Annotated in this window: 20 protein-coding genes; 7 read left to right on the forward strand and 13 right to left on the reverse strand. The window is 71.5% G+C overall.

Features of this window, described 5'->3' with window-relative positions; all coding sequences use genetic code 11:
- Window positions 1–961 (reverse strand): SseB family protein (locus V5O40_RS22775; RefSeq protein ID WP_332907349.1); only part of this gene is annotated, 961 nt, incomplete at its 3' end.
- Between the two features lie 151 nt (window positions 962–1,112).
- Here V5O40_RS22775 and mycP point away from each other — a divergent pair.
- Window positions 1,113–2,354, forward strand: coding sequence for a type VII secretion-associated serine protease mycosin (gene mycP / locus V5O40_RS22780; RefSeq protein WP_408631931.1), 1,242 nt, complete (start codon window positions 1,113–1,115; stop codon window positions 2,352–2,354).
- Between the two features lie 38 nt (window positions 2,355–2,392).
- On the opposite strand, the gene V5O40_RS22785 is transcribed toward mycP, so the two are convergent.
- Both V5O40_RS22785 and V5O40_RS22790 read right to left on the reverse strand, forming a co-directional pair.
- Window positions 2,393–2,686 carry a WXG100 family type VII secretion target gene (locus tag V5O40_RS22785; RefSeq protein ID WP_169598998.1) on the reverse strand — a complete coding sequence of 98 codons (294 nt, stop codon included), beginning with the start codon at window positions 2,684–2,686 and terminating at the stop codon, window positions 2,393–2,395.
- 25 nt (window positions 2,687–2,711) lie between these two features.
- The gene (locus tag V5O40_RS22790) at window positions 2,712–3,032 is read right to left on the reverse strand and encodes a WXG100 family type VII secretion target (protein ID WP_332907368.1); all 321 of its coding nucleotides are present in this window, start codon (window positions 3,030–3,032) and stop codon (window positions 2,712–2,714) included.
- A 238-nt stretch (window positions 3,033–3,270) separates the two neighbouring features.
- Here V5O40_RS22790 and eccE point away from each other — a divergent pair, with 238 nt between their 5' ends.
- The 4 genes from eccE (at window position 3,271) to rarD (ending at window position 7,142) form a co-directional block, all read left to right on the forward strand.
- Entirely contained in the window at window positions 3,271–5,151 is a 1,881-nt protein-coding gene (gene eccE / locus V5O40_RS22795; protein ID WP_332907351.1) for a type VII secretion protein EccE, read from the forward strand.
- A 45-nt stretch (window positions 5,152–5,196) separates the two neighbouring features.
- Window positions 5,197–5,583: a phage holin family protein gene (locus V5O40_RS22800; protein ID WP_164446481.1), complete on the forward strand. Its 387-nt coding sequence runs from the start codon at window positions 5,197–5,199 to the stop codon at window positions 5,581–5,583.
- Window positions 5,584–5,712: 129 nt separating this feature from the next.
- The gene (locus tag V5O40_RS22805) at window positions 5,713–6,210 is read left to right on the forward strand and encodes a GNAT family N-acetyltransferase (protein WP_332907352.1); all 498 of its coding nucleotides are present in this window, start codon (window positions 5,713–5,715) and stop codon (window positions 6,208–6,210) included.
- A complete protein-coding gene (rarD, locus tag V5O40_RS22810) occupies window positions 6,207–7,142 on the forward strand; it encodes an EamA family transporter RarD (protein WP_332907353.1) in 936 nt (311 codons plus the stop codon). The genes V5O40_RS22805 and rarD overlap by 4 nt, the downstream gene beginning before the upstream one ends.
- 18 nt (window positions 7,143–7,160) lie before the next feature.
- Here the strand turns inward: rarD and V5O40_RS22815 are convergent, their stop codons facing one another.
- Window positions 7,161–7,853 carry an anti-sigma factor family protein gene (locus V5O40_RS22815; RefSeq protein ID WP_332907354.1) on the reverse strand — a complete coding sequence of 231 codons (693 nt, stop codon included), beginning with the start codon at window positions 7,851–7,853 and terminating at the stop codon, window positions 7,161–7,163.
- Window positions 7,850–8,344: a sigma-70 family RNA polymerase sigma factor gene (locus V5O40_RS22820; RefSeq protein WP_166458318.1), complete on the reverse strand. Its 495-nt coding sequence runs from the start codon at window positions 8,342–8,344 to the stop codon at window positions 7,850–7,852. The genes V5O40_RS22815 and V5O40_RS22820 overlap by 4 nt, the downstream gene beginning before the upstream one ends.
- 246 nt (window positions 8,345–8,590) lie before the next feature.
- Here V5O40_RS22820 and V5O40_RS22825 point away from each other — a divergent pair, with 246 nt between their 5' ends.
- Window positions 8,591–10,714 (forward strand): PhoX family protein, encoded by a 2,124-nt coding sequence (locus V5O40_RS22825; protein ID WP_332907355.1) that lies wholly within the window; start codon window positions 8,591–8,593, stop codon window positions 10,712–10,714.
- A gap of 82 nt (window positions 10,715–10,796) precedes the next feature.
- Here the strand turns inward: V5O40_RS22825 and V5O40_RS22830 are convergent, their stop codons facing one another.
- Window positions 10,797–11,579 (reverse strand): IclR family transcriptional regulator, encoded by a 783-nt coding sequence (locus V5O40_RS22830; protein WP_269740252.1) that lies wholly within the window; start codon window positions 11,577–11,579, stop codon window positions 10,797–10,799.
- A 154-nt stretch (window positions 11,580–11,733) separates the two neighbouring features.
- Here V5O40_RS22830 and V5O40_RS22835 point away from each other — a divergent pair, with 154 nt between their 5' ends.
- The gene (locus tag V5O40_RS22835) at window positions 11,734–12,909 is read left to right on the forward strand and encodes an MFS transporter (protein ID WP_408631932.1); all 1,176 of its coding nucleotides are present in this window, start codon (window positions 11,734–11,736) and stop codon (window positions 12,907–12,909) included.
- A gap of 116 nt (window positions 12,910–13,025) precedes the next feature.
- On the opposite strand, the gene V5O40_RS22840 is transcribed toward V5O40_RS22835, so the two are convergent.
- From V5O40_RS22840 to nuoI, 7 genes are all read right to left on the reverse strand, one after another.
- Window positions 13,026–14,111: a polyprenyl synthetase family protein gene (locus tag V5O40_RS22840; protein ID WP_332907356.1), complete on the reverse strand. Its 1,086-nt coding sequence runs from the start codon at window positions 14,109–14,111 to the stop codon at window positions 13,026–13,028.
- A gap of 91 nt (window positions 14,112–14,202) precedes the next feature.
- A complete protein-coding gene (gene nuoN / locus V5O40_RS22845) occupies window positions 14,203–15,753 on the reverse strand; it encodes an NADH-quinone oxidoreductase subunit NuoN (RefSeq protein WP_332907357.1) in 1,551 nt (516 codons plus the stop codon).
- A 52-nt stretch (window positions 15,754–15,805) separates the two neighbouring features.
- Window positions 15,806–17,338 carry an NADH-quinone oxidoreductase subunit M gene (locus V5O40_RS22850; protein ID WP_332907358.1) on the reverse strand — a complete coding sequence of 511 codons (1,533 nt, stop codon included), beginning with the start codon at window positions 17,336–17,338 and terminating at the stop codon, window positions 15,806–15,808.
- A 79-nt stretch (window positions 17,339–17,417) separates the two neighbouring features.
- On the reverse strand, window positions 17,418–19,364 hold the full coding sequence (nuoL, locus tag V5O40_RS22855) for an NADH-quinone oxidoreductase subunit L (RefSeq protein ID WP_332907369.1): 1,947 nt from the start codon (window positions 19,362–19,364) through the stop codon (window positions 17,418–17,420).
- A gap of 24 nt (window positions 19,365–19,388) precedes the next feature.
- The gene (gene nuoK / locus V5O40_RS22860) at window positions 19,389–19,706 is read right to left on the reverse strand and encodes an NADH-quinone oxidoreductase subunit NuoK (protein WP_013731028.1); all 318 of its coding nucleotides are present in this window, start codon (window positions 19,704–19,706) and stop codon (window positions 19,389–19,391) included.
- A complete protein-coding gene (locus V5O40_RS22865) occupies window positions 19,703–20,473 on the reverse strand; it encodes an NADH-quinone oxidoreductase subunit J (protein ID WP_332907359.1) in 771 nt (256 codons plus the stop codon). Before V5O40_RS22865 ends, nuoK begins: the two co-directional genes overlap by 4 nt.
- Window positions 20,470–21,111, reverse strand: coding sequence for an NADH-quinone oxidoreductase subunit NuoI (gene nuoI / locus V5O40_RS22870; protein WP_093404032.1), 642 nt, complete (start codon window positions 21,109–21,111; stop codon window positions 20,470–20,472). Before nuoI ends, V5O40_RS22865 begins: the two co-directional genes overlap by 4 nt.

Below are 21,111 nucleotides of genomic sequence, written 5' to 3' on the forward strand. Positions count from 1 at the left end.
GTGCTGCCCGGTCGGCGCGGCGGTCACCGCGATGCGGCGAGCGACCGTTCGCCGGCTCGAAGATGGATCGCTGACCCGTCGGCTGGGAGCCGGCCGGAGCGCCGTTGGTGGGCGCGCCGGACCGGTCCGGCGCGGTGGGCCATCCGGGCCCGCCCGACGTCGGTTCCTCCGTACGGCCCGGTGCCGGCCGTCGTGGTGACGCGCCGCCCACGGTGCCGGGGCCGTCGGGTCGGGCAGCACCCAGACCACCCAGCCGCTGGGCGTCGGCACGTCCCAGCCCGCTGCTGTCGGGTGGTGCCGGGCGGGCAGCGGGGCCGGGTGACCGGTCGGCGAGGTCCGGGCGGGGGCGGGCGACCGTGCTCGACGCCGCCGGCGGCACCTCGGGAAGGTGGAAGGCCGCCGGCACCACCGGTGGTGCCGGGGAGAGCTGTGTCGGTCGGACCGGACCCGGCGAGCGCGGTGGGGCGGGCGGGTTCGGCGTCGCCGGGGCGGATGACGCCGAGGCGGCGTCGCGGGCCCGGTTAAGCGCCTCCACACGTTCCAACCGGGCGCGGGCACCCACCGTACGGCCGGGTAGCCGGACATCGCCTCGGGACAGCTGGGAGACGTACCAGGCGGGCAGATAGCCCTCGATGGGCAGGCCCGGGTTCACCGCCAGCCACCACTCGTGGTTCGGCCAGCTCGCGGCGAGTTCCGCGTATCCGGTGCGTCGACTGGGCCCGGCGTGCTCACCGAGGCAGGCCCGCATCGCCTCGGCGGAGGTGAACGCCAGCACGTGCGTCCGGCCGCCGGTTGTCCACGTGCCCCAGCCAACCGGTGTCCGCCCCGCGGCCGCCTGTGCGGAGACCGGCAGCAGCAACTCGACACCGGACAAGATCCGGAAGTAAAGCTGCTGGTCATTGCCGTGCAGCGCGTCTCGCATCGCCGCCTCGGCCCCGGTGGCCGGCTCCCAGTCGGTCACGGCCACCCCTCCTCCCGGGCACAGCCATAGGTGTCGGGTACAACCTACAAGGTGATTGCAAGATCACAATGTCAGGCCGTCGGTGGCCCGCCCGGTTCACCAGCAACCGATAACATCCCGTTCCGGTGTCGACACGATACGGAGGCGGTCGATGTACCGGACGCGCGGTGTGCGCCGAAGAGGTCATCGGCGCCCCTCTGGCCTTCTGACGGGTCTGGCCGCAGTCCTGCTGGCCGGCCCGATGACGGCCGTCGCGATGACCCCGGCCCGCGCCGCGCCGGCCTGCGCTTCGCCACCGGCTCCGGCCGGACCGACCTCCGCGGCCCCCTGGGCGCAGCAACGGTACGCCCCGGAGCGGCTCGCCCGACTGGCCACCGGCTCCGGGGTGACCGTGGCGGTGGTCGACTCGGGCGTGGACCGAGCGCATCCGCAACTCGCCGGGCGGGTGCTCGCCGGCACCGACCTGCTCGATGCCGGCGGCGACGGCGGCCTGGACTGCGTCGGGCACGGCACCGGCGTGGCGAGCATCATCGCCGCGGCGCCCCGCGACGGGACGGCCTTCCGAGGGCTCGCACCCAAGGCCCGGATCCTGCCGATCCGGGTCAGTGAACAGCAGGTCGTGGACGGGCGGGGGACGGGACGCACCGCGACGCCCCGGGATCTCGGCCGGGCCATCCGCTGGGCGGTCGACCAGGGCGCCACCGTGGTCAACCTCTCCGTGGTGCTCTACGCCGACCATTCCGCGGTCCGGGCCGCGGTCGGGTACGCGCTCAGCCGGGACGTGGTCGTGGTGGCCGCCGCCGGCAACGGGTCCGCCGACGGCCGACGACGTCCGTACCCGGCCACCTATGACGGAGTGCTCGGGGTCGGCGCGGTCGGTGCGGACGGGCGGCGGGCCGACTTCTCGCAGCCCGGCACGCACGTGGATCTCGTCGCTCCCGGTCTCGACGTGCTGGTCGCCGCGCCCGGGAGCGGTCACCGCAGTGCCGCCGGCACCAGCTACGCGGCACCCTTCGTCGCCGCCACCGCCGCCCTGCTGCGCCAGTACCGCCCCGACCTCGGTGCCCTGGAGGTGGCCCGGCGGATCGTCGCCACCGCCGATCCGGCCCCCGGCGACGGGTACGGGTCGGGGGTGCTCAATCCGTACCGGGCGGTGACCGAGACCGTGGCGGTGCCGAGGCACGCGCGGCCGGCGACCGGGCTGGCCGACGACCGGCCCGATCCAACTCTGTTGGCACAGCACGACCGTCGACGTGACGCCCGGAACCGGGCACTGCTGCTCACCGGCGCGGGCCTGCCGCTCGTCGCCGCCGTCGTGCTGGCCGCGGTGGTGGTGCCCGGAGGGTTACGCCGACGGTGGCGTCCAGCCGACCACGGCCACGACACGGGGTGACGCCGGTCGGCGTCACCCCGTGGTCGGTGCGCGGCGGTTCACTGGAACAGGCCGGTGTTCCGCTTCTCGGTGTCGAGGTAGTCGGCCGCGGACTCGTCGACCGCGAGCTTGATGTCCCGCAACATCGCCTGGAGGTCCTGCGAGGCGTTCCGCCACCGCGCCTGCCGTTGCTCGTAGGCCTGCTGTGCCGTACCGGACCAACTGGCCACCAGCGGCGCCGCGTCGCGCTCCAACTGGCCGAGCTGCGCGTCGAGCGTGTTCAGCGCTCGCTGAATGTCCGCGCTGGCCTGTTGCAGCGCGGCGAAGTTGACGACCAGCACACCGTGCTCCATCGGATTCTTCTCCCTGCGTCGTGGGCTAGAGCGGCAGTTGGATGCCGCCACGGTTGGTGGCCGCCACCCGGGCAGCCGCCCCGGTGTCCGACGCGTCGTACCGGGTGCCGGCGGTGCGGATCGCCCCCGCCGTCTCCCGCAGCGCCTGCTGAAGCCCGGCCTGGTCCTCCGCCCACTTCCGTTTGACCTGCTCGAACGACCGGCCACCAGCCCCGCGCCAGGCCTGCTGGAGGATCTCCAGCTGGACCAGCAGTCCACTGAGCATCGACTGCAACGACTGGTCGGTCTGCTCGAACTTCGCCGCGGTCTGCTGCATCACCGCGGCCTCTGCCTGGGTCTGGGACACCTTGGACGTCACCTCGTCTCCTCGATCGTGGCTGGCCCTGCGGCGGAAGCGCACCGCCCACGACGCCGGAGGGGAAGCACGACGCGGGATGGGCCAACGAGAACTCGTCGCTGAGAGTAGCGACACGGTCGCGGTTCTGCTACCCCACCTCGCTCCCCTGTGGATAACGCGCTCGGCCGCCGGTAACTACCATGGGCGTCGTCGATGTCGCGATCGGTGACGGTCGAAGGGAGGCGCGGTGGCGGCGACCCTCACCCCGACCCGCCCGGAGGCGGCCGGCCGCCTGCCCTCCGACGACCCGTCGTCCGGCTCCGCCCGCCGGATCCGCCCCACCGGGCCACGGCGACGGTCCGCGCTTCGGTGGCACTCGACCCCAGTTCGGTCCGGGCAGATCGTCACCACCCAGCTGGCGGCGGCGGCAATCGTCGTGGTCGCGAGCCGGGGTCACCTGGCGACGGCCGCCACGACACTCGCGGCGGCCGTGCTGCTCACCGTGACCTGGAGCCGGGTCCGCCGACGATGGCTGCACGAGTGGCTGGTCATCGGCGTCGGCTTCCTGGCCCGGCGGCGCGCGGCCAGACCCGTTGACGGCCCGACCGAGCTGCTCGACCTGGTGAACCCCGACACCGTGATCCGTCGCGCCGAGCTGGTCGGTGGTTCCGCCGCGGTGCTGGACGATCCGGGCGGCCTGGTGGCGCTGCTGGAGATCGGCGACCCGGCCGACCTGCTCGGTGACCGCGAGCAGCCACTACCGGCGCCCGCGTCGCTGCTTCCGGCGGAGACCGACCCGGGGCCGCCGGTACGCGTACAACTTCTCCTGACCGGCACGCCGGCACCGGCGGTCGGTGCCGGCGGCGGTGCGGCGGCCGTCTCGTACCGCCAGCTCACCGACGGACAGCTGGCCGGGCGGGAACGGGCGGTGCTGGCGGTGCGGGTGTCGCGGGCGCGCGGCTGGCCGGAGGAGGCGCTGCGGCACGCCCTCGCGGGCACCGTGCGACGGATCGTCCGGCGGCTGCGACCGATGACCGTACGCCCGATGGGCGAGCAACCGATCCGGCGGGTGCTCGCCGAGTTCGCCCACCACGACGGACGTCCGGTCCGGGAGTCCTGGCAGGCGGTCCGCTGCGGCGACCTGCTGCAGACCACCTTCTGGTTGAGCCGCTGGCCGGGCGGGCGAGCGGCCGGACTCGTGCCCCGGCTGTGGACGCTGCCGGCCACCGCGATCACGGTGTCGCTGCCCGCCGGGGCGGAGCGGCCGACGGCGAGCGGGCTGCTCGTCCGGCTGGCCGCGGCAACACCCGCCGAGTTGTCCGACGCGGCCCGGCAGTTGCGGCGGACGGCGGTCGCCGAGGGCGTGACGGTGGAACGGCTCGACGGCCGGCAGTTGGACGGGCTCGCCGCAACGCTTCCGTTGGCCCGGCCCGGGACACCGCTGCTGACCGGTGCCCGGTACCCGACGCGGGTGGCGCCGGACGGTGCCGTGGACCTGGTGCGGGAGGTGCCGTTCGGCGGTGCCGGGTTGGTGCTCGGCGTCAACCGGCACGGCGACGCCGTCACGGTCCGGCTGTTCCGGCCGGAGAGCACCCGGCTGATGATCGTCGGTGGGGTGTCCGTCGCCCAACTGGTCGCCGTGCGCGCGATGGCGCTCGGTGCCCGGGTGATCGTCCAGACGGCCCGGCCGCACGCCTGGGCTCGGTTCCTCCGGGGCACCGGTGTGCCGGGTGGGCCTGTTTCGCTGGTACCACCGGGCCGCCCGGTCACCGGAGCGCCCGGCACGCCGCTCGCCCCGGTGCTCGTGGTGCTGGACGCACCACCGCCGGCCGGTCCCCGCCCGGGCACCGCCTGGCACACCACGTTGCTGGTCCGTGACGTGCTGACCCCCGCCGACGCGGACGCGTTGGGCCGGGTCGATCTGGCGGTGTTCCAGCCGCTCAGCCGAGCGGAAGCCACCGTAGCCGGCAACGTGCTGGGGCTGGGCGACGCGGCGGAGTCGCTGACCCGCAGCCGGCACGACATGCTCGCCGTGGTCAACCGACGCGCCCTGCGGTGGGCACTGCTCGCCCGTACCCCGATCGAGGCGCAGCTCATCGACGCCCGAGCCATCGACCGAGCAGGGTGATCTCGCGGGTTCCGCCCGTGCGTCCGCCGTGGCACCATGCCCGCCATGGGTTTTCTGAAAGGTCTACTGATCCGGGTCGGCGCCACGGCGGTGGCCTTCTGGCTGGCCACACTGCTCATTCCCGGCATCTCGCTCGACACGGAATCGATCTCCGAGACGATCCTGACCCTGATCCTCGTCGCGGTCATCTTCGGGGTCGTCAACGGGGTGCTCCAGCCGATCATCAAGACCGTCGGCTGCGGTTTCTACCTGCTCACCCTCGGTCTGATCGCACTCGTGGTGAACGGTCTGCTGTTCCTGCTCACCGGCTGGATCGCGGATCAGGCGGGGCTGCCCTTCGACGTCGACGGCTTCTGGCCGGCCGCGGTACTGGGTGCGCTCTTCGTCGGGATCGTCACCTGGATCCTCGGCGCCATCCTCGACCGCGACTGACCGAGGCACGGCACCGACCCTGCCGGTGGTCGCCGCCCGACGGTGGCCACCCCGGCAGGGCGGTCCCGCCGGCCATATCGCGGGAATTGGCTGCGGAAACGGCCACGCCGAGGCACTAGCTTCGACCGGGTGTTCACTCTCGCCCGCACTGACGGCTACACGATCAGCACCGATCCGGCCCGGCTCGACCTGGATCTCGTGCACGGCTGGCTCAGCCGGGACGCGTACTGGGCGCTCGGGCGGGACCGGGAGACGGTGACGCGGGCGTTCGCCGGCTCCCTCGGCTTCGGCGTGTACCGGCCGGCGGACGGCCGGCAGGTCGGCGTCGCCCGGGTCGTCACCGACCGGGCCACCTTCGGCTACCTCTGCGACGTCTACGTCGACCGGGCCGAGCGGGGTCGCGGGCTGGGCACCTGGCTGGCGGGCGCGGTCCGTGACCACCTGGCCGAGCTCGGCGTACGCCGGATCCTGCTGGCCACCAACGACGCGCACGGGGTGTACGCGAAGGTCGGCTTCGGCGCCGTACCCGCCGACCGGTGCATGGAGCTCGACCGGCGCGAGCCGGCCGTGAGTCCGCTCACCAGCAAGGATCGACAACCCGGTACGCCCCTTACGGTGGAGCCGTGACGTCGCTCCGCCTCGGCTACCTCTACGGACTCGGTGCGTACCTGCTGTGGGGGTTCTTTCCGCTCTACTTCAAGCTGCTCCGCCCGGCCGGTCCGCTGGAGATCCTGGCCCACCGGGTGGTGTGGTCCGTCGCCTTCGTCGCGCTGCTGCTCGTCGCGCTGCGCAACGTCGGCTTCCTGCGGTCCCTGCTGCGCCGGCCCCGGACCCTCGCGGGGATCGGTGCCGCCGCCACGCTGATCGCGGTCAACTGGTTCACCTACATCTACGGCGTCAACTCCGACCGGGTGGTGGAGACCGCCCTCGGCTACTTCATCAACCCGCTGGTGGTGGTCCTGCTCGGGGTGCTGGTGCTGCGCGAGCGGCTGCGCCCGGCGCAGTGGTCGGCGCTCGGCGTCGGTGCCCTGGCCGTGGCCGTGCTCACCGTCGACTACGGTCGGCTGCCGTACCTCGCGCTCATCCTGGCGTTCTCCTTCGGCGGATACAGCCTGGTGAAGAAGCGTCTCGGCCTGCCCGCGGCGGAGGGGCTGTTCGTCGAGTCGGCCGTGCTGTCGCTGCCCGCCGTGGGCTACCTCGGCTGGCTCGCCGCCACCGGTGACGCCGCGTTCGGCCACGTCTCGGCCGGGCACACGGCCCTGCTGGTGCTCGCCGGTGCGTTGACCGCCATCCCGCTGCTGCTCTTCGCCGGCGCCGCCAACCGGCTGCCGCTGACCGCCCTCGGCATGCTCCAGTACGTGGCGCCGATCCTCCAGCTCGGCTGCGGCGTACTGATCTTCCACGAGCCGATGCCGCCGGCCCGGCTGGCCGGCTTCGCCCTGGTCTGGCTCGCGCTGATCGTCTTCACCGCCGACGCCGTGCGCCAGGCCCGGCACACCCGGCGGCTGCGCCTGGACGCCACCGTGCCCGCCACTGCGGCGGTCGCCACCGGCCGCTGAGGTCGCCCGCCGTCCGGCTCAGCGGACCTCGTAGGCGAGCACCGGAGTGCCGTCGGCACGGATCAGTTCCAGCCGGACCAGTTCGGCGTTGGTGAACCGGGTCGCCCCGGTGATCCGCAGGTCGTCGCCGGGGGCGGCCAGCCAGGAGCCGATCTGCTCCTGCGAGCCGTCCCCGGCGTGCGCCACCAGCCGGAAGGCGTTCGCCTTGCCGTACCCGGCCCGCTCGTCGTAGCCGCAGTGCATGGTCACCTCGGTGCCCCAGTCGGTGCCGGTCAGCCCGATCTCGGCATGCACCGGCACCGTTCCGGCGACCGGCTGCATCTGCACCATCCGCACCTGGGTTCCCGGCCCGGTCGGCACCTGCCCGGGCAGCAATATGGCCACCCCGAAGCCGACCACCAGGGCGAACGCGGCGGCGGCCAACCCGATGACCGCGTATCGCAGCCGACCGGCCTGCCGCTCACGACGTCGACGCTCCCGGGCGACGTTGAGCAGCTCGGGCACCCGGGGGTTCTCCGGCGGCGGGAGGAACTGTTCCAGGCTGGCCGGATCCAACCGGCCGAGCAGGCCGGGCAGCACGGCGATCTCGGAGACCGACTGCTGGCAGGCCGGGCAGTCGGCGAGATGCCGTTCGTAGGCCACCCGGTCGGCTGGGGAAAGCGCGCCCAGCACGTACGCCCCGTCGTCGTACGCGAACTCGCAACGGTTCATCCGGTCACCCCCATCTCGGCCAGGACCAGCCGCAGGGAGCGCAGCGCGTAGTGAGTGCGGGACTTCACCGTGCCCGGCGGAACCCCCAGCCGCGACGCCGCCTCGGAGACCGACCGCCCCTGGTAGAAGCATTCCACCAGGACGTCGCGGTGCGAGGGACTGAGCCGGTTGAGGGCCTCCGCGACCGTCCACGCCTCGACGGCTCGCTCGGTTTCGTCGACGACCTCCGGCGGCTCGGGAAGTTCGTCGGTGTAGATCTCGCCGACCCGGGTGGACCGTCGCCGCCAGGCGTCGATCGCCAGGTTGCGAGCGGTGGTGAAGAGCCAGGCGCGCACCGAACCACGCCGGGGATCAAGCGACTCCGGATGCCGCCAGGCCCGCAGCAGCGTCTCCTGCACCAGGTCCTCGGCGCGCTGCCGGTCGCCGTTGACCAGCCGCAGCGCGTGCGCGTACAGCGCCTCGGCATGCTCGTCGTGCAGGGCGCGCAGCAGGTGGGCGTCGTGGTCGCTGATGGTCTTCTCCTCGCTCTCGGCGCGAGCGGGCGCGGTGTTACGACCAGAGATACGTGCTGTCACGCCGAACGGTTCATTCCCAGCTCAACCTGGGATTCCCGGGGATGGAGTTCATCGCTGGTTCACATCGACGCCGACCCACGCTCACCGCGCCGCCCTAGCGTCCGGCGGGTACGCGTCGGTGACCTGCACCGACGTGCACCGACCCTCAGGAGGATCCTCCCCATGAGCGACCGTCCCCGGCTGCTCCCGCTGCTGGGCACCCCTCGCCACGGCAGCCGCGACGCCATGACCTGCCTGTACCGCTGCGGCAACGCCTGTGACCATCCGGTACCCAACACCTCCGACAACGCGTACTTCGGTGACGTGGTGAACGCCGAGGTCAGCCGCCGCGGTGTGGTCCGCGCCGGGGCGGTCGGCGCCCTGGTGCTCGGTTTCAGCGGCGGCACGGCCGGCGCGCTGGCCGGTGCGGCCCCCGCCGCCGCGGCCCCGGTCCCCCCGGTGCCGCCGGCGGGTCAGCCGACGGCGGCCGGCCGTCGTCCGGGCAGCGGTGCCCTGAGCTTCAAGCCGATCCCGCCGAACACCCTCGACACGTTCGTCGTGCCGAACGGCTACGACCACGCCGTCGTCATCCGCTGGGGTGACCCGGTGGTGCCCGGTGCGCCGGAGTTCAACCTGCGCCGGCAGACCGCCGCCGCCCAGGCCAAGCAGTTCGGCTACAACAACGACTTCGTCGGCGTGCTTCCGCTGGACAGGCGTGGCAAGCGGGCACTGCTCGTGGTCAACCACGAGTACACCAACGAGGACCTGATGTTCCCGGGCTTCACCAGTCAGGACGCGCTCAGCGTCGAGCAGGTGAAGGTGGCCATGGCCGCACACGGCATGTCCGTGGTGGAGATCGAGCGGGTCGCCGGCACCGGTCAGTGGCAGGTCGTCGACTCCGGCCGCCGGCCGTACAACCGTCGCGTCGACGCGCTGAGCAGCAAGTTCGAGCTGACCGGCCCGGCCGCCGGCTCGTCGTTCGTGAAGACGGCCGCGGACCCGAAGGGTCGTACGGTCATCGGCACGCTCAACAACTGCGCCGGTGGCGTCACCCCCTGGGGCACGGTGCTCTCCGGTGAGGAGAACTTCAACCAGTACTTCGTCGGCGGCGACGCGGCGCCGGAGGCCGAGAAGGCCCGACTGGCCCGCTACGGGATCAGCACCACCGCCCGCTACCCGAGCGGCAGCCGCAAGTGGGACCGGGCCGCCGAACGCTTCGACCTCGCCAAGCACCCGAACGAGGCGAACCGGCACGGCTGGGTCGTGGAGATCGATCCGTTCGACCCGGAGAGCCGCCCGCGTAAGCACACCGCGCTCGGCCGGTTCAAGCACGAGGGCGCGAACGTCATCGTCGCGCGCAACGGGCACGTGGTCGCGTACATGGGCGACGACGAGCGCTTCGACTACCTGTACAAGTTCGTCTCGGACAAGAAGTTCATGAAGGGTGACTCCTGGGTCGCCCGCAAGCACAACCTCACGCTGCTGGAGTCGGGCACCCTATACGTCGCCAAGCTCGACCAGACCAGCGCCGGTGAGATCGACGGCTCCGGCACCCTGCCCAGCGACGGTGCCTTCAACGGCCGGGGCCGCTGGATCAAGCTGGTCAGCGGCAACCGCTCCTACGTGGACGGGATGACCGCCGCCGAGGTGCTGACCTTCACCCGGTTCGCCGGGGACAAGGTCGGTGCGACCAAGATGGACCGTCCGGAGGACGTCGAGCCGAGCCTGCTCACCGGCAAGGTGTACGTGGCGCTGACCAACAACTCCAACCGTGGGGTCGGCAGCAACCCGGCGCCGGACGAGGCCAATCCGCGTACCGCCAACCGACACGGGCAGATCCTGGAGCTGGTCGAGGACCGGGGCGACAACACCAACGACACGTTCACGTGGTCGCTGCCGATCGTCTGCGGCGACCCGGCGGACCCGTCGACCTACTTCGCCGGGTACGACAAGACCAAGGTCTCGCCGATCTCCTGCCCGGACAACGTGGCGTTCGACGCCACCGGCAACCTCTGGATCTCCACCGACGGCAACGCGTTGGGCAGCAACGACGGCCTCTTCGCCACCGCGACCGAAGGCCCCGAGCGCGGCCACCTCAAGCAGTTCCTGACCGTGCCGGTCGGTGCGGAGACCTGCGGTCCGTTCATCACCGAGGACAACCGCTCGGTCTTCGTGGCCGTACAGCACCCGGGTGAGATCACCGGTGCCACGGTCGACAACCCGGCCTCCACCTGGCCCGACGGCGACTACGCCAAGCCGGGCGTGGTGGTGACCTGGCGGCTGGACGGCGGACCGGTCGGTAGCTGACCCCGCCCCGGCACCGCGCCGGCCGCCGATCCGACGGCCCCCTCCCCACCAGGGAGGGGGCCGTCTCGGCGGGCGGCGACGATCAGTTGTCGGCGGCCAGGCCGTCGGCGATGGTGCGGGCCGCGGTGAGCAGTTTCGTCCGGACCACCCGGGCGGAGGTCATCATCTCGCTGGCCGGCAGCGCACAGGCAAGCACCGTCCGCCGTTCCATGTCCTTGTCCGGGCTAACCAGGACGGCGGCGCAGGCCACGCCCTGCCGGAACTGGCCCAGCTCCAACTGCATCCCGCGCCGCTCCCCCGCCGACAGGTCGGCCTCGAAGGCCTCAGGGGTGGTGAGGGTGGCGCTGGTGAACGGACGCATGCCGTACTCGCGCAGATAGCGGTGGCGCTGTTCGGCGGTGAGCGTGGCGAGCAGGGCCTTGCCGAGTGCGGTGGCGTGGGCACCCTCGTCGAACCCGGGAACGAGATCCTCCAGGTACGGCGACCGGTTGCCCTCCGCCACCGCGGTGATCGCCACCTGGCCACCCACGAACCGGCCCAGAAAATGACTCCAGCCGGTCTCCAGGGCGGCCCGACGCAGGCTCTCCCCGATCGCCGGTGAGCCGCGGAACGCGGAGACCAGCTCGCGGTAGCGGTCGGCCACCTCCAGCCCCACGATGTACGTGCCGTCCTCCCGACGGATCACGTAGCCCTCGTACGCGAGGGTGCGAACCAGGTGGTACGTGGTGGCCACGGTCAGCTCACAGCGGCGGGCGATCTGTTTGACCGTCAGGCCCCGTGGGGCACGACCGACCGACTCGAGCACTCGAAGCGCGCGGGAGACACTTCGGATCAGGTCCGAAGGTTCCGCCAGGGGGTCACGCACAACCACCTCCGCCACCGGGGACTTACACCATATGAAAAAGCGGCCCGCCGCGAAACGCCTGATCGGGTGGATGATCCAAGGTTCCCGAACACTCGATGTGAGGTTCACCTCACTTTCCGTCGCCGCGATGCGGCTGGCGTAGGTTGGCCGCACCATGACCCACATCGCCCCTGCGCATACCTCGGCAACCGCCGCACGACCCATCCGGGCCAGTGCGATCGCGGTCACCGTCACGATCGTCTGCGTGCTGCCGGTCTTCCTGGTCGGCGGCCTCGCCGTGCAGATGCGGGAGGAGTTGGGCTTCTCTCCCGCCGGCCTGGGCCTTGTCGTGGCGGTCTACTTCGGCGTCGGTGCCCTCGCCTCGGTGCCGTCGGGGGCGCTCGTGGAACGGTGGGGTGCGGCCGTGGTGGCCCGGGCCGGCATCGGAGTGTCCGCCGCCGCCCTGCTGGCCGTGGCGGTGGTGGCCAGGTCGTATCCGGTGCTCGTCGGTCTGCTCGCCGTCGCGGGCACCGCGAACGCGCTCGGCCAACTGTCCAGCAACGCCCTGCTCGCCCGGCACGTCCCGCCCCGCCGGCAGGGCCTGTCGTTCGGCGTCAAGCAGGCTGCCATCCCGGTCTCCACGCTGCTCGCCGGCGTGGCGGTACCCACCCTCGCGCTGACCGTCGGTTGGCGTTGGGCCTTCGTGGCGGCAGCCGGTGCGGCACTCGCCGCGCTGCCGGCCGTGTCCGCACAGGACGCCCAGCCGGCCCGGCGGCGCACCGGACGGACCGGCGGCGCGAGGCCGGGACTGATCCTGGTCGGGGTGGCCGCGACCCTGGCCGCGGGGGCGGCGAACGCCCTGGGCACCTTCGTGGTCGACGCCTCGGTGGACCGGGGTCTCAACCCGGGCATGGCCGGGCTCACCCTGACCCTCGGCAGCGCGGTCTGCGTCGCGGCCCGGATCGGGATCGGCTGGCTGGCCGACCGCCGCACCGGCGGACACGTCGCGGTGATCGCCGGTCTGCTGGTGGCCGGCGCGCTGGGGCTGGGCCTGCTCGCCGCGGCCGGCCCCGGCCCGCTTGTGGTCGGCGTGGTGCTCGGCTTCGGTCTCGGCTGGTCCTGGCCCGGGCTGATGAACTTCGCGGTGGTCCAACTACATCCGCAGGCACCGGCCGCCGCCACCTCGATCACCCAGACCGGGGTGTACGCCGGCGGCTGTGTCGGCCCGCTCGCCCTGGGCCCGCTGGCCGCCGCGGCCGGCTACCCCGCGATGTGGCTGGCCGCCGCCGCCGCGATGCTCGCCGCCGCCGCCCTCATGCTCACCGCCACCCCACTCCTCGCCCCCCGCTGACCCCACCCCCACGCCCGCCCCCGGTCACGTTGACCAAGAAGTTTGCGTCTGGATCCGCCCGGACGGCGACCAGAACTTCTTGATCAACGCGGTGGCGGGTGGGCCGGTGGGGTGGGTCAGCTGGTGCGGTCGGCGATGTGGTCGCAGAGGGATTCGAGGGCGCGGCGGGCCGGGCCGGCGGGCAGGGGTGCCAGTCGGGCGCGGGCGTCCTCGGCGTAGCTGCGGACGGTCTCGCGGGCGCGCTTGAGCGCCGGGCTCTCGCGGAGCAGGCCGAGCGCCTCGGCGTGCAGGGCGTCGTCGGTCAGCGGTCCGGTGGCCAGGATCTCCCGCAACCGCACGGAGGCGGCGTCCGCGTCGTCGCCGGCGAGGGCGTAGAGCACCGGCAGGGTGGGCACGCCCTCCCGCAGGTCGGTGCCGGGTGTCTTGCCCGACTCGGTCGACTCGCTGGCGATGTCGAGCAGGTCGTCGGAGAGCTGGAAGGCCACCCCGATGGTCTCGCCGTACCCGGCCAGCGCCGCCACCTGCTTCGGGGCGGCCCCGCTGAACTGCGCTCCGAAATGCACGCTCGTGGCGATCAGGGAGCCGGTCTTCTCGGCGATCACCCGCAGGTAGTGCGCCACCGGGTCGTCACCGGCCCGCGGGCCGATGGTCTCGGCGATCTGCCCGTGCACCAGCCGGGCGAACGTACGCGCCTGGAGGCGTACCGCCTCGGGGCCCAGCTCGGCCGCCACGTCCGCGGCCCGGGCGAAGAGGTAGTCGCCGACCAGGATGGCGACGGAGTTGGTCCACCGGGAGTTTGCGCTGGGTGCGCCACGGCGCACCGAAGCCTCGTCCATCACGTCGTCGTGGTAGAGCGTGGCCAGGTGGGTCAGCTCCACCACCACGGCCGCCGAGACGACCTCGGCGCGGGTCGGGTCGCCGAACTGGGCGCCCAGGGCCACCAGCAGCGGCCGGAACCGCTTACCGCCGGCCTCCACCAGGTGCCGGGCCGCCTCGGTGACGAACGGGTCGGCGCTGGCGATGCTCGCCAGCAGCTCCGCCTCGACCGCCGCCAGCACGCCGAGAACGGATTCCTCACTGCGCGGATCGCCGAGGTGAAGGCCGAGCGTGCCGAACTGACCCGCGCCGGAACGGCTCCGGCGACCACCGGAGCCGGTGACACCTGAACCCTCGCCACCCCTAATCACCACGCCTCCAACCATGCCACACACGTTCGACCTGCAGCGGACCGGGGATACGCGACGAGGGCCGGCCCACAGCGCGTGGTCCGGCCCTCGATCGGCAGGTCAGCCGTTACCGGACGAAGTCGGCGGCCGAGGAGGCGAGGTCGAGCAGCGGATCCGGTGCGACGCCGAGCACCAGCGTGGCGAGCACCCCGATCACCAGAGCGGCCGAGGTGAGCCCACCGGGCACGGCCACCGTCGGCGTCGCGTCACCCGGCTCGGAGAGCCACATCAGCACCACGACCCGCAGGTACGGGAAGGCCAGCACCATGCTGGTCAGCACGCCCGCGATGACCAGCCAGACCTGCCCACCGTCCAGCGCCGGACCGAAGACCGCGAACTTGCTGGTGAAGCCGCTGGTCATCGGGATACCCGCGAAGGCCAGCAGGACGAAGGTGAACACGGCGGCGTAGACCGGCGAGCGCCGCCCGAGGCCGGCCCAGCGGGACAGGTGGGTCGCCTCACCGTCGGCGTCGCGCACCAGGGTCACCACCGCGAACGCGGCCAGCACCGTGAAGCCGTACGCGACCAGGTAGAACATCGTGCCGGAAAGCCCTCCGCTGCCCGGTGCGAGCACACCGACGAGCAGGTAGCCGGCGTTGGCGATGGACGAGTACGCCAGCAGCCGCTTGATGTCGGTCTGCGTCACCGCGAACAGCGCGCCGACCAGCATGGTGAGCACCGCCACCGCACCCAGCACCGGGGTGAAGTCCCACCGGGCCCCCTCGAAGGCCACGTGGAACACCCGCAGCAGGGCGCCGAACGCGGCGACCTTGGTGCAGGCCGCCATGAAACCGGTCAACGGCGTCGGAGCACCCTGGTAGACGTCCGGCGTCCAGACGTGGAACGGAGCGGCCGCCGCCTTGAACAGCAGACCGATGGCGACAAGCGCCATACCGGCGAAGAGCAGCACCGGGCTGGCCGTCGAGTTCGCCACGGCCGCGTTCACGGTGGCGAAGTCCACCCCGGCGACCCGGTCGCCCAGGCCGGCGGTGAAGCCGTAGATCAGCGCCAGGCCGAACAGGAAGAAGGCCGAGGCGTACGCACCGAGCAGGAAGTACTTCATCGCCGCCTCCTGGCTCAGCAGCCGCCGGCGACGGGCCAGCGCGCAGAGCAGGTAGAGCGGCAACGAGAACACCTCGAGCGCGATGAACATGGTCAGCAGGTCGTTCGCCGACACGAAGATCAGCATGCCGCCGATCGCGAAGGTGGTGAGCGGGTACACCTCGCCCGCGCCACCGGCGTTCTCCGCCTGCCGGCGGTCCTCCGGCGAATCGGCGGTCACCGCGGCCTGCGCGACGAACGCACCGCCCCGCTCGACCACCCGCTCGCCGAGCAGCAGCAGCGCCACCGCCGACAGCGCGAGGATCGCACCCTGAAGGAACAGCGTCGGCCCGTCGACGGCGATCACCCCGATGGTGATCACCCGCTTGTCGGCGTTGACCACCACCATGGTCAGCGCCGCGAGCACCGCCAGCAGCGCCAACGGCAGCTGCACGGGGTGCCGCAGCCGCCGGGGCACGAACGCCTCGACCAGCACTCCGACGACCGCCGCGCCCAGCATGATCAGGATCGGCGCGATCGCCGCGTAGTCGATCGGCGGCAGTTCAAGCTCAGTCACTGGACCAGCCTTTCGTTCCCGAGTGCGGGGCTCACAAGCTCACTCCTCGCGCTCACCGGCTCGCCTCCTGGACGGTGTCTACCGACGGGGCCGGGTCGGTCCGGCCGACGTCCTGCATGGTCGCCTGGATGGCGGGGTTGATCACGTCCGTCACCGGCTTCGGGTAGAAGCCGAGCACCACGATCAGCGCGATCAGGGGGGCCACGACGACCTTCTCGCGCAGGTTGAGGTCGCGCTTCATGCCGTCGATCTCGGTCAGCGCCGGGTTCAGGGTGCCCTGCGTGGTGCGCTGCACCATCCACAGCACGTACGCCGCCGCCAGGATGATGCCCAGCGTGGCGATCACGGCGACCGGCTTGTTCACCGTGAACGTGCCGATCAGCACCAGGAACTCGGAGACGAACGGCGCGGTGCCGGGCAGGGCAAGCGAGGCGAGACCGGCGAAGAAGAGCACGCCGGCCAGCACCGGCACCAGCTTGCCCGCGCCACCGAAGTCGCTTACCAGCGCCGAGCCCCGGCGCGCGATCAGCATGCCCACCACCAGGAAGAGCAGCCCGGTGGCGAGCCCGTGGTTGACCATGTAGAGCACCGCGCCGGTGCCCGCCTGGGTGGTGAAGGCGAAGATGCCCACACCGATGAAGCCGAAGTGGGCGATCGAGGTGTACGACACCAGTCGCTTGAGGTCGTTCTGCCCGACGGCCAGCAGCGCCGCGTAGATGATCCCGATGACCGCCAGGGCCAGCGCCCACGGCGCGAACCACTGGGCCGCGTCCGGGAACAGCGGCAGGCAGTACCGCAGGATGCCGAAGGTGCCGACCTTGTCCAGCACGCCGACCAGCAGCGCGGCGGCACCGGCCGGCGCCGCGCCACCGGCGTCCGGCAGCCAGGTGTGGAACGGGAAGAACGGTGCCTTGATCGCGAACGCGACGAAGAACCCGAGGAAGAGCCAGCGCTCGGCGCCGGTGGAGATGTCCACCTGCGACAGCGCCACCCAGTCGAAGGTCTTGCCGCCGACCACCCACAGGCCGATCACGGCGGCCAGCATGAACAGACCACCGACGAGCGAGTAGAGGAAGAACTTCACCGCCGCGTACTGCCGCTGGTGGCCGCCGTAGCTACCGATCAGGAAGTACATCGGCACCAGCATGACCTCGAAGAACACGTAGAACAGGAAGACGTCGGCCGCGGCGAAGACGCCGATCATCGTGCATTCGAGGACGAGCAGCAACGCGAAGTAGACCGGCACCGACCGCTTCGAGGACTCCGCGTCGTGCCAGGACGCCAGGATCACCAGCGGCACCAGCACCGCGATCAGCATCAGCATGACCAGCGCGATGCCGTCGGCGGCGAAGGTGAAGTTGACCCCCCAGTTCGGGATCCACGGGTACGACTCGCGGAACTGGAACCGGTCGCCACCGACCTGGAAGGTCACCCACATGACCACCGACAGCGCCAGCACCAGCAGCGACCAGCCGAGCGCGACCTGCTTGGCCAGCGTCGGCCGGCTGCGCGGCAGGAAGGCGACGACCACGGCGCCGACAAGCGGCGCCACGGTGAGCACCGAGAGGAACGGGAAGTCGGACATTATGCGGCCTTACCTCCGTCGTCACTGTGCGGTCCGCCGGCGACGGCCGCCTGTGAGGCCGACAGCCTCAAGAGGTCGATCACGCGAACCACCCCGCCTGTACGGCCAGGAAGGCGGCCACCACCAGCAGCGCGCCGGTCAGGATCGAGGTGGCGTACGACCGGACGAAGCCGGTCTGCAACCGCCGGAGTCGGCCCGATCCGCCGCCGACGCCCGCAGCCAGGCCGTTGATCAGCCCGTCGATGCCCCGGTTGTCGAGGTAGACGAGCGCCCGGGTGAGGAAGATGCCCGGCTTCTCGAAGACCGCCTCGTTGACCGCGTCGGTGTAGAGGTTCTTGCGGGCGGCGGTGACCAGCACCCCGGCCGGCTGCTGCGCGGTCGCAGTCCCGTTGCGGAACAGGAACCAGGCCAACGCCACCCCGGCGACGGTGACCAACGTGGCGAGCACCGTGATCGCGAGGTGCGAGAGCACCGCTTCGTGGCCCTCCTCCTGCACGCCCAGGCCGTAGGTGGCGGTCAACCAGTCCGGCACGGAGGTGGCCAGCAGCCACCCCGCACCCAGCGAACCGATACCGAGCAGGATCAGCGGGACCGTCATCAGCGCCGGGGACTCGTGCGGGTGCTCGATGTCCTCGGTCCACCGCTTCGGCCCGTGGAAGGTCAGCACGAACAACCGGGTCATGTAGAACGCGGTCAGCGCGGCGCCGAGCAGCGCGGCCCCGCCGAACAGCCAGGCCGTCCAGCCCTCCCGGGCGAACGCCTCGACGATGATCGGCTCCTTGGACCAGAAGCCGGAGAACGGGAAGAGACCGATGATGGCCAGCCAGCCAGCACCGAAGGTCAGCCAGGTGATCTTCATGTACTTCGACAGACCACCGAAGCGGCGGATGTCGACCTGGTCCTTCATGCCGTGCATCACCGAGCCGGCGCCGAGGAACATGTTGGCCTTGAAGAAGCCGTGCGCCAGCAGGTGCACGATGGCCAGCGCGTACGCCGCGCCGCCCAGCCCGACGCCGAGGAACATGTAGCCGATCTGGCTGACCGTGGACCAGGCCAGCACCCGCTTGATGTCGTCCTTGGCGCAGCCGATGATCGCGCCGATGAGCAGGGTCAGCGCGCCTACGCTCACCACCACCAGCTGCAACGTGGCGTTGGCCGAGAAGATGATGTTGGAACGGGCGATCAGGTAGACACCGGCGGTGACCATCGTCGCGGCGTGGATCAGCGCCGACACCGGGGTCGGGCCCTCCATCGCGTCCGGCAACCACGCCTGGAGCGGGAACTGGCCGGACTTGCCGGCCGCGCCGAGCAGCAGCAGCACGCCGAGCACCAGTACGGTGCCGCCGGCCAGCGCGCCGATCCCGTTGAACACCTCGTCGTACTGGGTGGTGCCGAGGGTGGCGAACATGATGAAGATCGCGATCGCCAGGCCGGCGTCGCCGACCCGGTTCATCAGGAACGCCTTCTTACCGGCGGTGGCCGCGGCCGGCTTGGTGTACCAGAACGAGATCAACAGGTACGACGCCAGACCGACGCCCTCCCAGCCGAAGTACAGCATCACGTAGTTGTTGCCGAGCACCAGCAGCAACATGGCCGCGATGAACAGGTTGAAGTACGCGAAGAAAAGCCGGCGGCGTTCGTCGTGCGCCATGTACTCGACCGCGTACAGGTGGATCAGGAAGCCCACACCGGTGATCAACAGGACGAAGACCCCGGCCAGCGGATCGAACAGCAGACCGAAGTCCACGCGCAGGCCGCCGACCGCGATGAAGTCCCAGAGGCTCAGCTCGACCGACCTGTTCTCCAGGCCGCGCAGGCCGAGGAAGTAGCTCAGGCCGAGCAGGAAGGCGGCACCGACCGCGGTCACCCCGAGCCAGTGCCCCCAGCGGTCGGCCCGTCGGCCGAGCAGCAGCAGGATCGTGGCGCTGACCAACGGGATGGCCACCAGCAGCCAGACGCTGCTCAGCAGCCCGTCCGCCGTCGCGTACGAGACGGTCTCGGCCGGAGCAGCCTGGGCGTACGTCATGATTTCGTCCACCGGTGGGCCCCTCTAGTACTTCAGCAGGTTGGCGTCGTCGACGCTGGCGGAGCGTCGGGTGCGGAAGATCGCCATGATGATGGCCAACCCGACCACGACCTCGGCCGCCGCCACCACCATCACGAAGAACGCCATGATCTGGCCGTTGAGGTCACCGTTCATCCGGCTGAAGGTGACCAGCGCCAGGTTGGCCGCGTTGAGCATCAGCTCGACACACATGAACAGCACGATCGCGTTGCGCCGGACCAGCACCCCGGCGGCGCCGATGGTGAACAGCACCGCGGCGAGGACCAGGTAGTAGTTCGGCTCGACCGAGAAGAAGTCACTCATTTCTCAGTGCCCTTCAGCGTGGTCTCCTCGGCGGTCAGCTCCCGCACCGGCAGGATGTCCGGCGTGCTGCGGTCGCTCAGCCGGCCATCCGGCAGGCGGGCCGGGGTGGCGACCGACGAGGAGGTGGCGAAGACACCCGGGCCGGGCTTCGGGCCGGGATAGTTGCCCGGCGTGAAGCGGGCCTTCATGGTGGCCACCTGGTCCCGCTTGTCCTCCTTGCGCCGCTCGACGTGCGCCAGGATCATGCCGCCGATGGTGGCGGTGATCAGCAGCGCCGCGGTGAGTTCGAAGGCGAAGACGTAGTCGGTGAAGAGCAACCGGGCGATGCCCTCCACGTTGCCGCCCGCGTTGGCCTGCTCCAGGCCGAGCGGGGCGCTGCCCTGCGTGGCCCGGTAGACCCCGCTGCCGAGCAGGCCGGCGAAGCCGAGCCCCAGCCCGATCGCCGCGATCCGCTGGCCGCGCAGCACCTCGATCAGCGAGTCGGACGCCTCCCGGCCGACGAGCATCAGCACGAACAGGAAGAGCATCATGATCGCACCGGTGTAGACGATGATCTGCACCATGCCGATGAACGGCCCCGCCTGGAGCACGTAGAACACGCCGAGGCTGAGCATGGTCAGCACCAGCCACAGCGCCGAGTGCACCGCGTTGCGGGCGACGACCATGCCGATCGCACCGGCCAGCGCGAGCGGAGCGAGGATCCAGAAGGTCACCGCCTCGCCGCCGGAGACCGCACCGGAGGCGGCGAGCAGCGTCGAGGTGTTCATGCCGACTCCCCCTTCTCCGCCTCGGCCCGCGCCGCTGCCTGCTCGGCACCGGGGAAGGTGACGCCCGGGTGCTCGTCGACCTGGTAGCGTCCCGGCCCCATCGGTGAGCGCTCCGCCCCGGCGGAGGTGCCCGGGTTGGTGAGGCTGCCGACGTAGTAGTCCTTCTCGCTGTCGCCCAGCCGCATCGGGTGCGGCGGCTGCTCCATCCCCGGCAGCAGCGGTGCCAGCAACTGCTCCTTGGTGAAGATCAGATCCTGGCGGTTGTCCCGGGCCAGCTCGTACTCGTTGCTCATGGTCAGCGAGCGGGTCGGGCAGGCCTCGATGCACAGTCCGCAGAAGATGCACCGCGCGTAGTTGATCTGGTAGACGCTGGCGTACCGCTCGCCCGGCGAGAACCGTTGCTCGTCGGTGTTGTCGCCACCCTCGACGTAGATCGCGTCCGCCGGGCAGGCCCAGGCGCACAGTTCACAGCCGATGCACTTCTCCAGCCCGTCCGGGTGCCGGTTGAGGATGTGCCGCCCGTGGTAGCGGGGGGCCGGCGTCGGCGGGGTGAAGGGGTAGTCGGTGGTGACGACCTTCTTGAACATGTGCGAGAAGGTGACCCCGAAGCCCTTGAACGTTCCGGTGATCGCGCCCAC

The organism is Micromonospora palythoicola (genome assembly GCF_036689795.1).
Lineage (GTDB): Bacteria > Actinomycetota > Actinomycetes > Mycobacteriales > Micromonosporaceae > Micromonospora > Micromonospora palythoicola.

Coding starts and splice junctions, on each gene's coding strand:
- mycP (WP_408631931.1), top strand. CDS start 1,113: ATGTACCGGACGCGCGGTGTGCGCCGAAGAGGTCATCGGCGCCCCTCT.
- V5O40_RS22825 (WP_332907355.1), top strand. CDS start 8,591: ATGAGCGACCGTCCCCGGCTGCTCCCGCTGCTGGGCACCCCTCGCCAC.
- V5O40_RS22785 (WP_169598998.1), bottom strand. CDS start 2,686: ATGGAGCACGGTGTGCTGGTCGTCAACTTCGCCGCGCTGCAACAGGCC.
- nuoK (WP_013731028.1), bottom strand. CDS start 19,706: ATGAGTGACTTCTTCTCGGTCGAGCCGAACTACTACCTGGTCCTCGCC.
- V5O40_RS22800 (WP_164446481.1), top strand. CDS start 5,197: ATGGGTTTTCTGAAAGGTCTACTGATCCGGGTCGGCGCCACGGCGGTG.
- V5O40_RS22835 (WP_408631932.1), top strand. CDS start 11,734: ATGACCCACATCGCCCCTGCGCATACCTCGGCAACCGCCGCACGACCC.
- V5O40_RS22815 (WP_332907354.1), bottom strand. CDS start 7,853: ATGAACCGTTGCGAGTTCGCGTACGACGACGGGGCGTACGTGCTGGGC.
- nuoL (WP_332907369.1), bottom strand. CDS start 19,364: ATGACGTACGCCCAGGCTGCTCCGGCCGAGACCGTCTCGTACGCGACG.
- V5O40_RS22865 (WP_332907359.1), bottom strand. CDS start 20,473: ATGAACACCTCGACGCTGCTCGCCGCCTCCGGTGCGGTCTCCGGCGGC.
- V5O40_RS22840 (WP_332907356.1), bottom strand. CDS start 14,111: ATGGTTGGAGGCGTGGTGATTAGGGGTGGCGAGGGTTCAGGTGTCACC.
- V5O40_RS22850 (WP_332907358.1), bottom strand. CDS start 17,338: ATGTCCGACTTCCCGTTCCTCTCGGTGCTCACCGTGGCGCCGCTTGTC.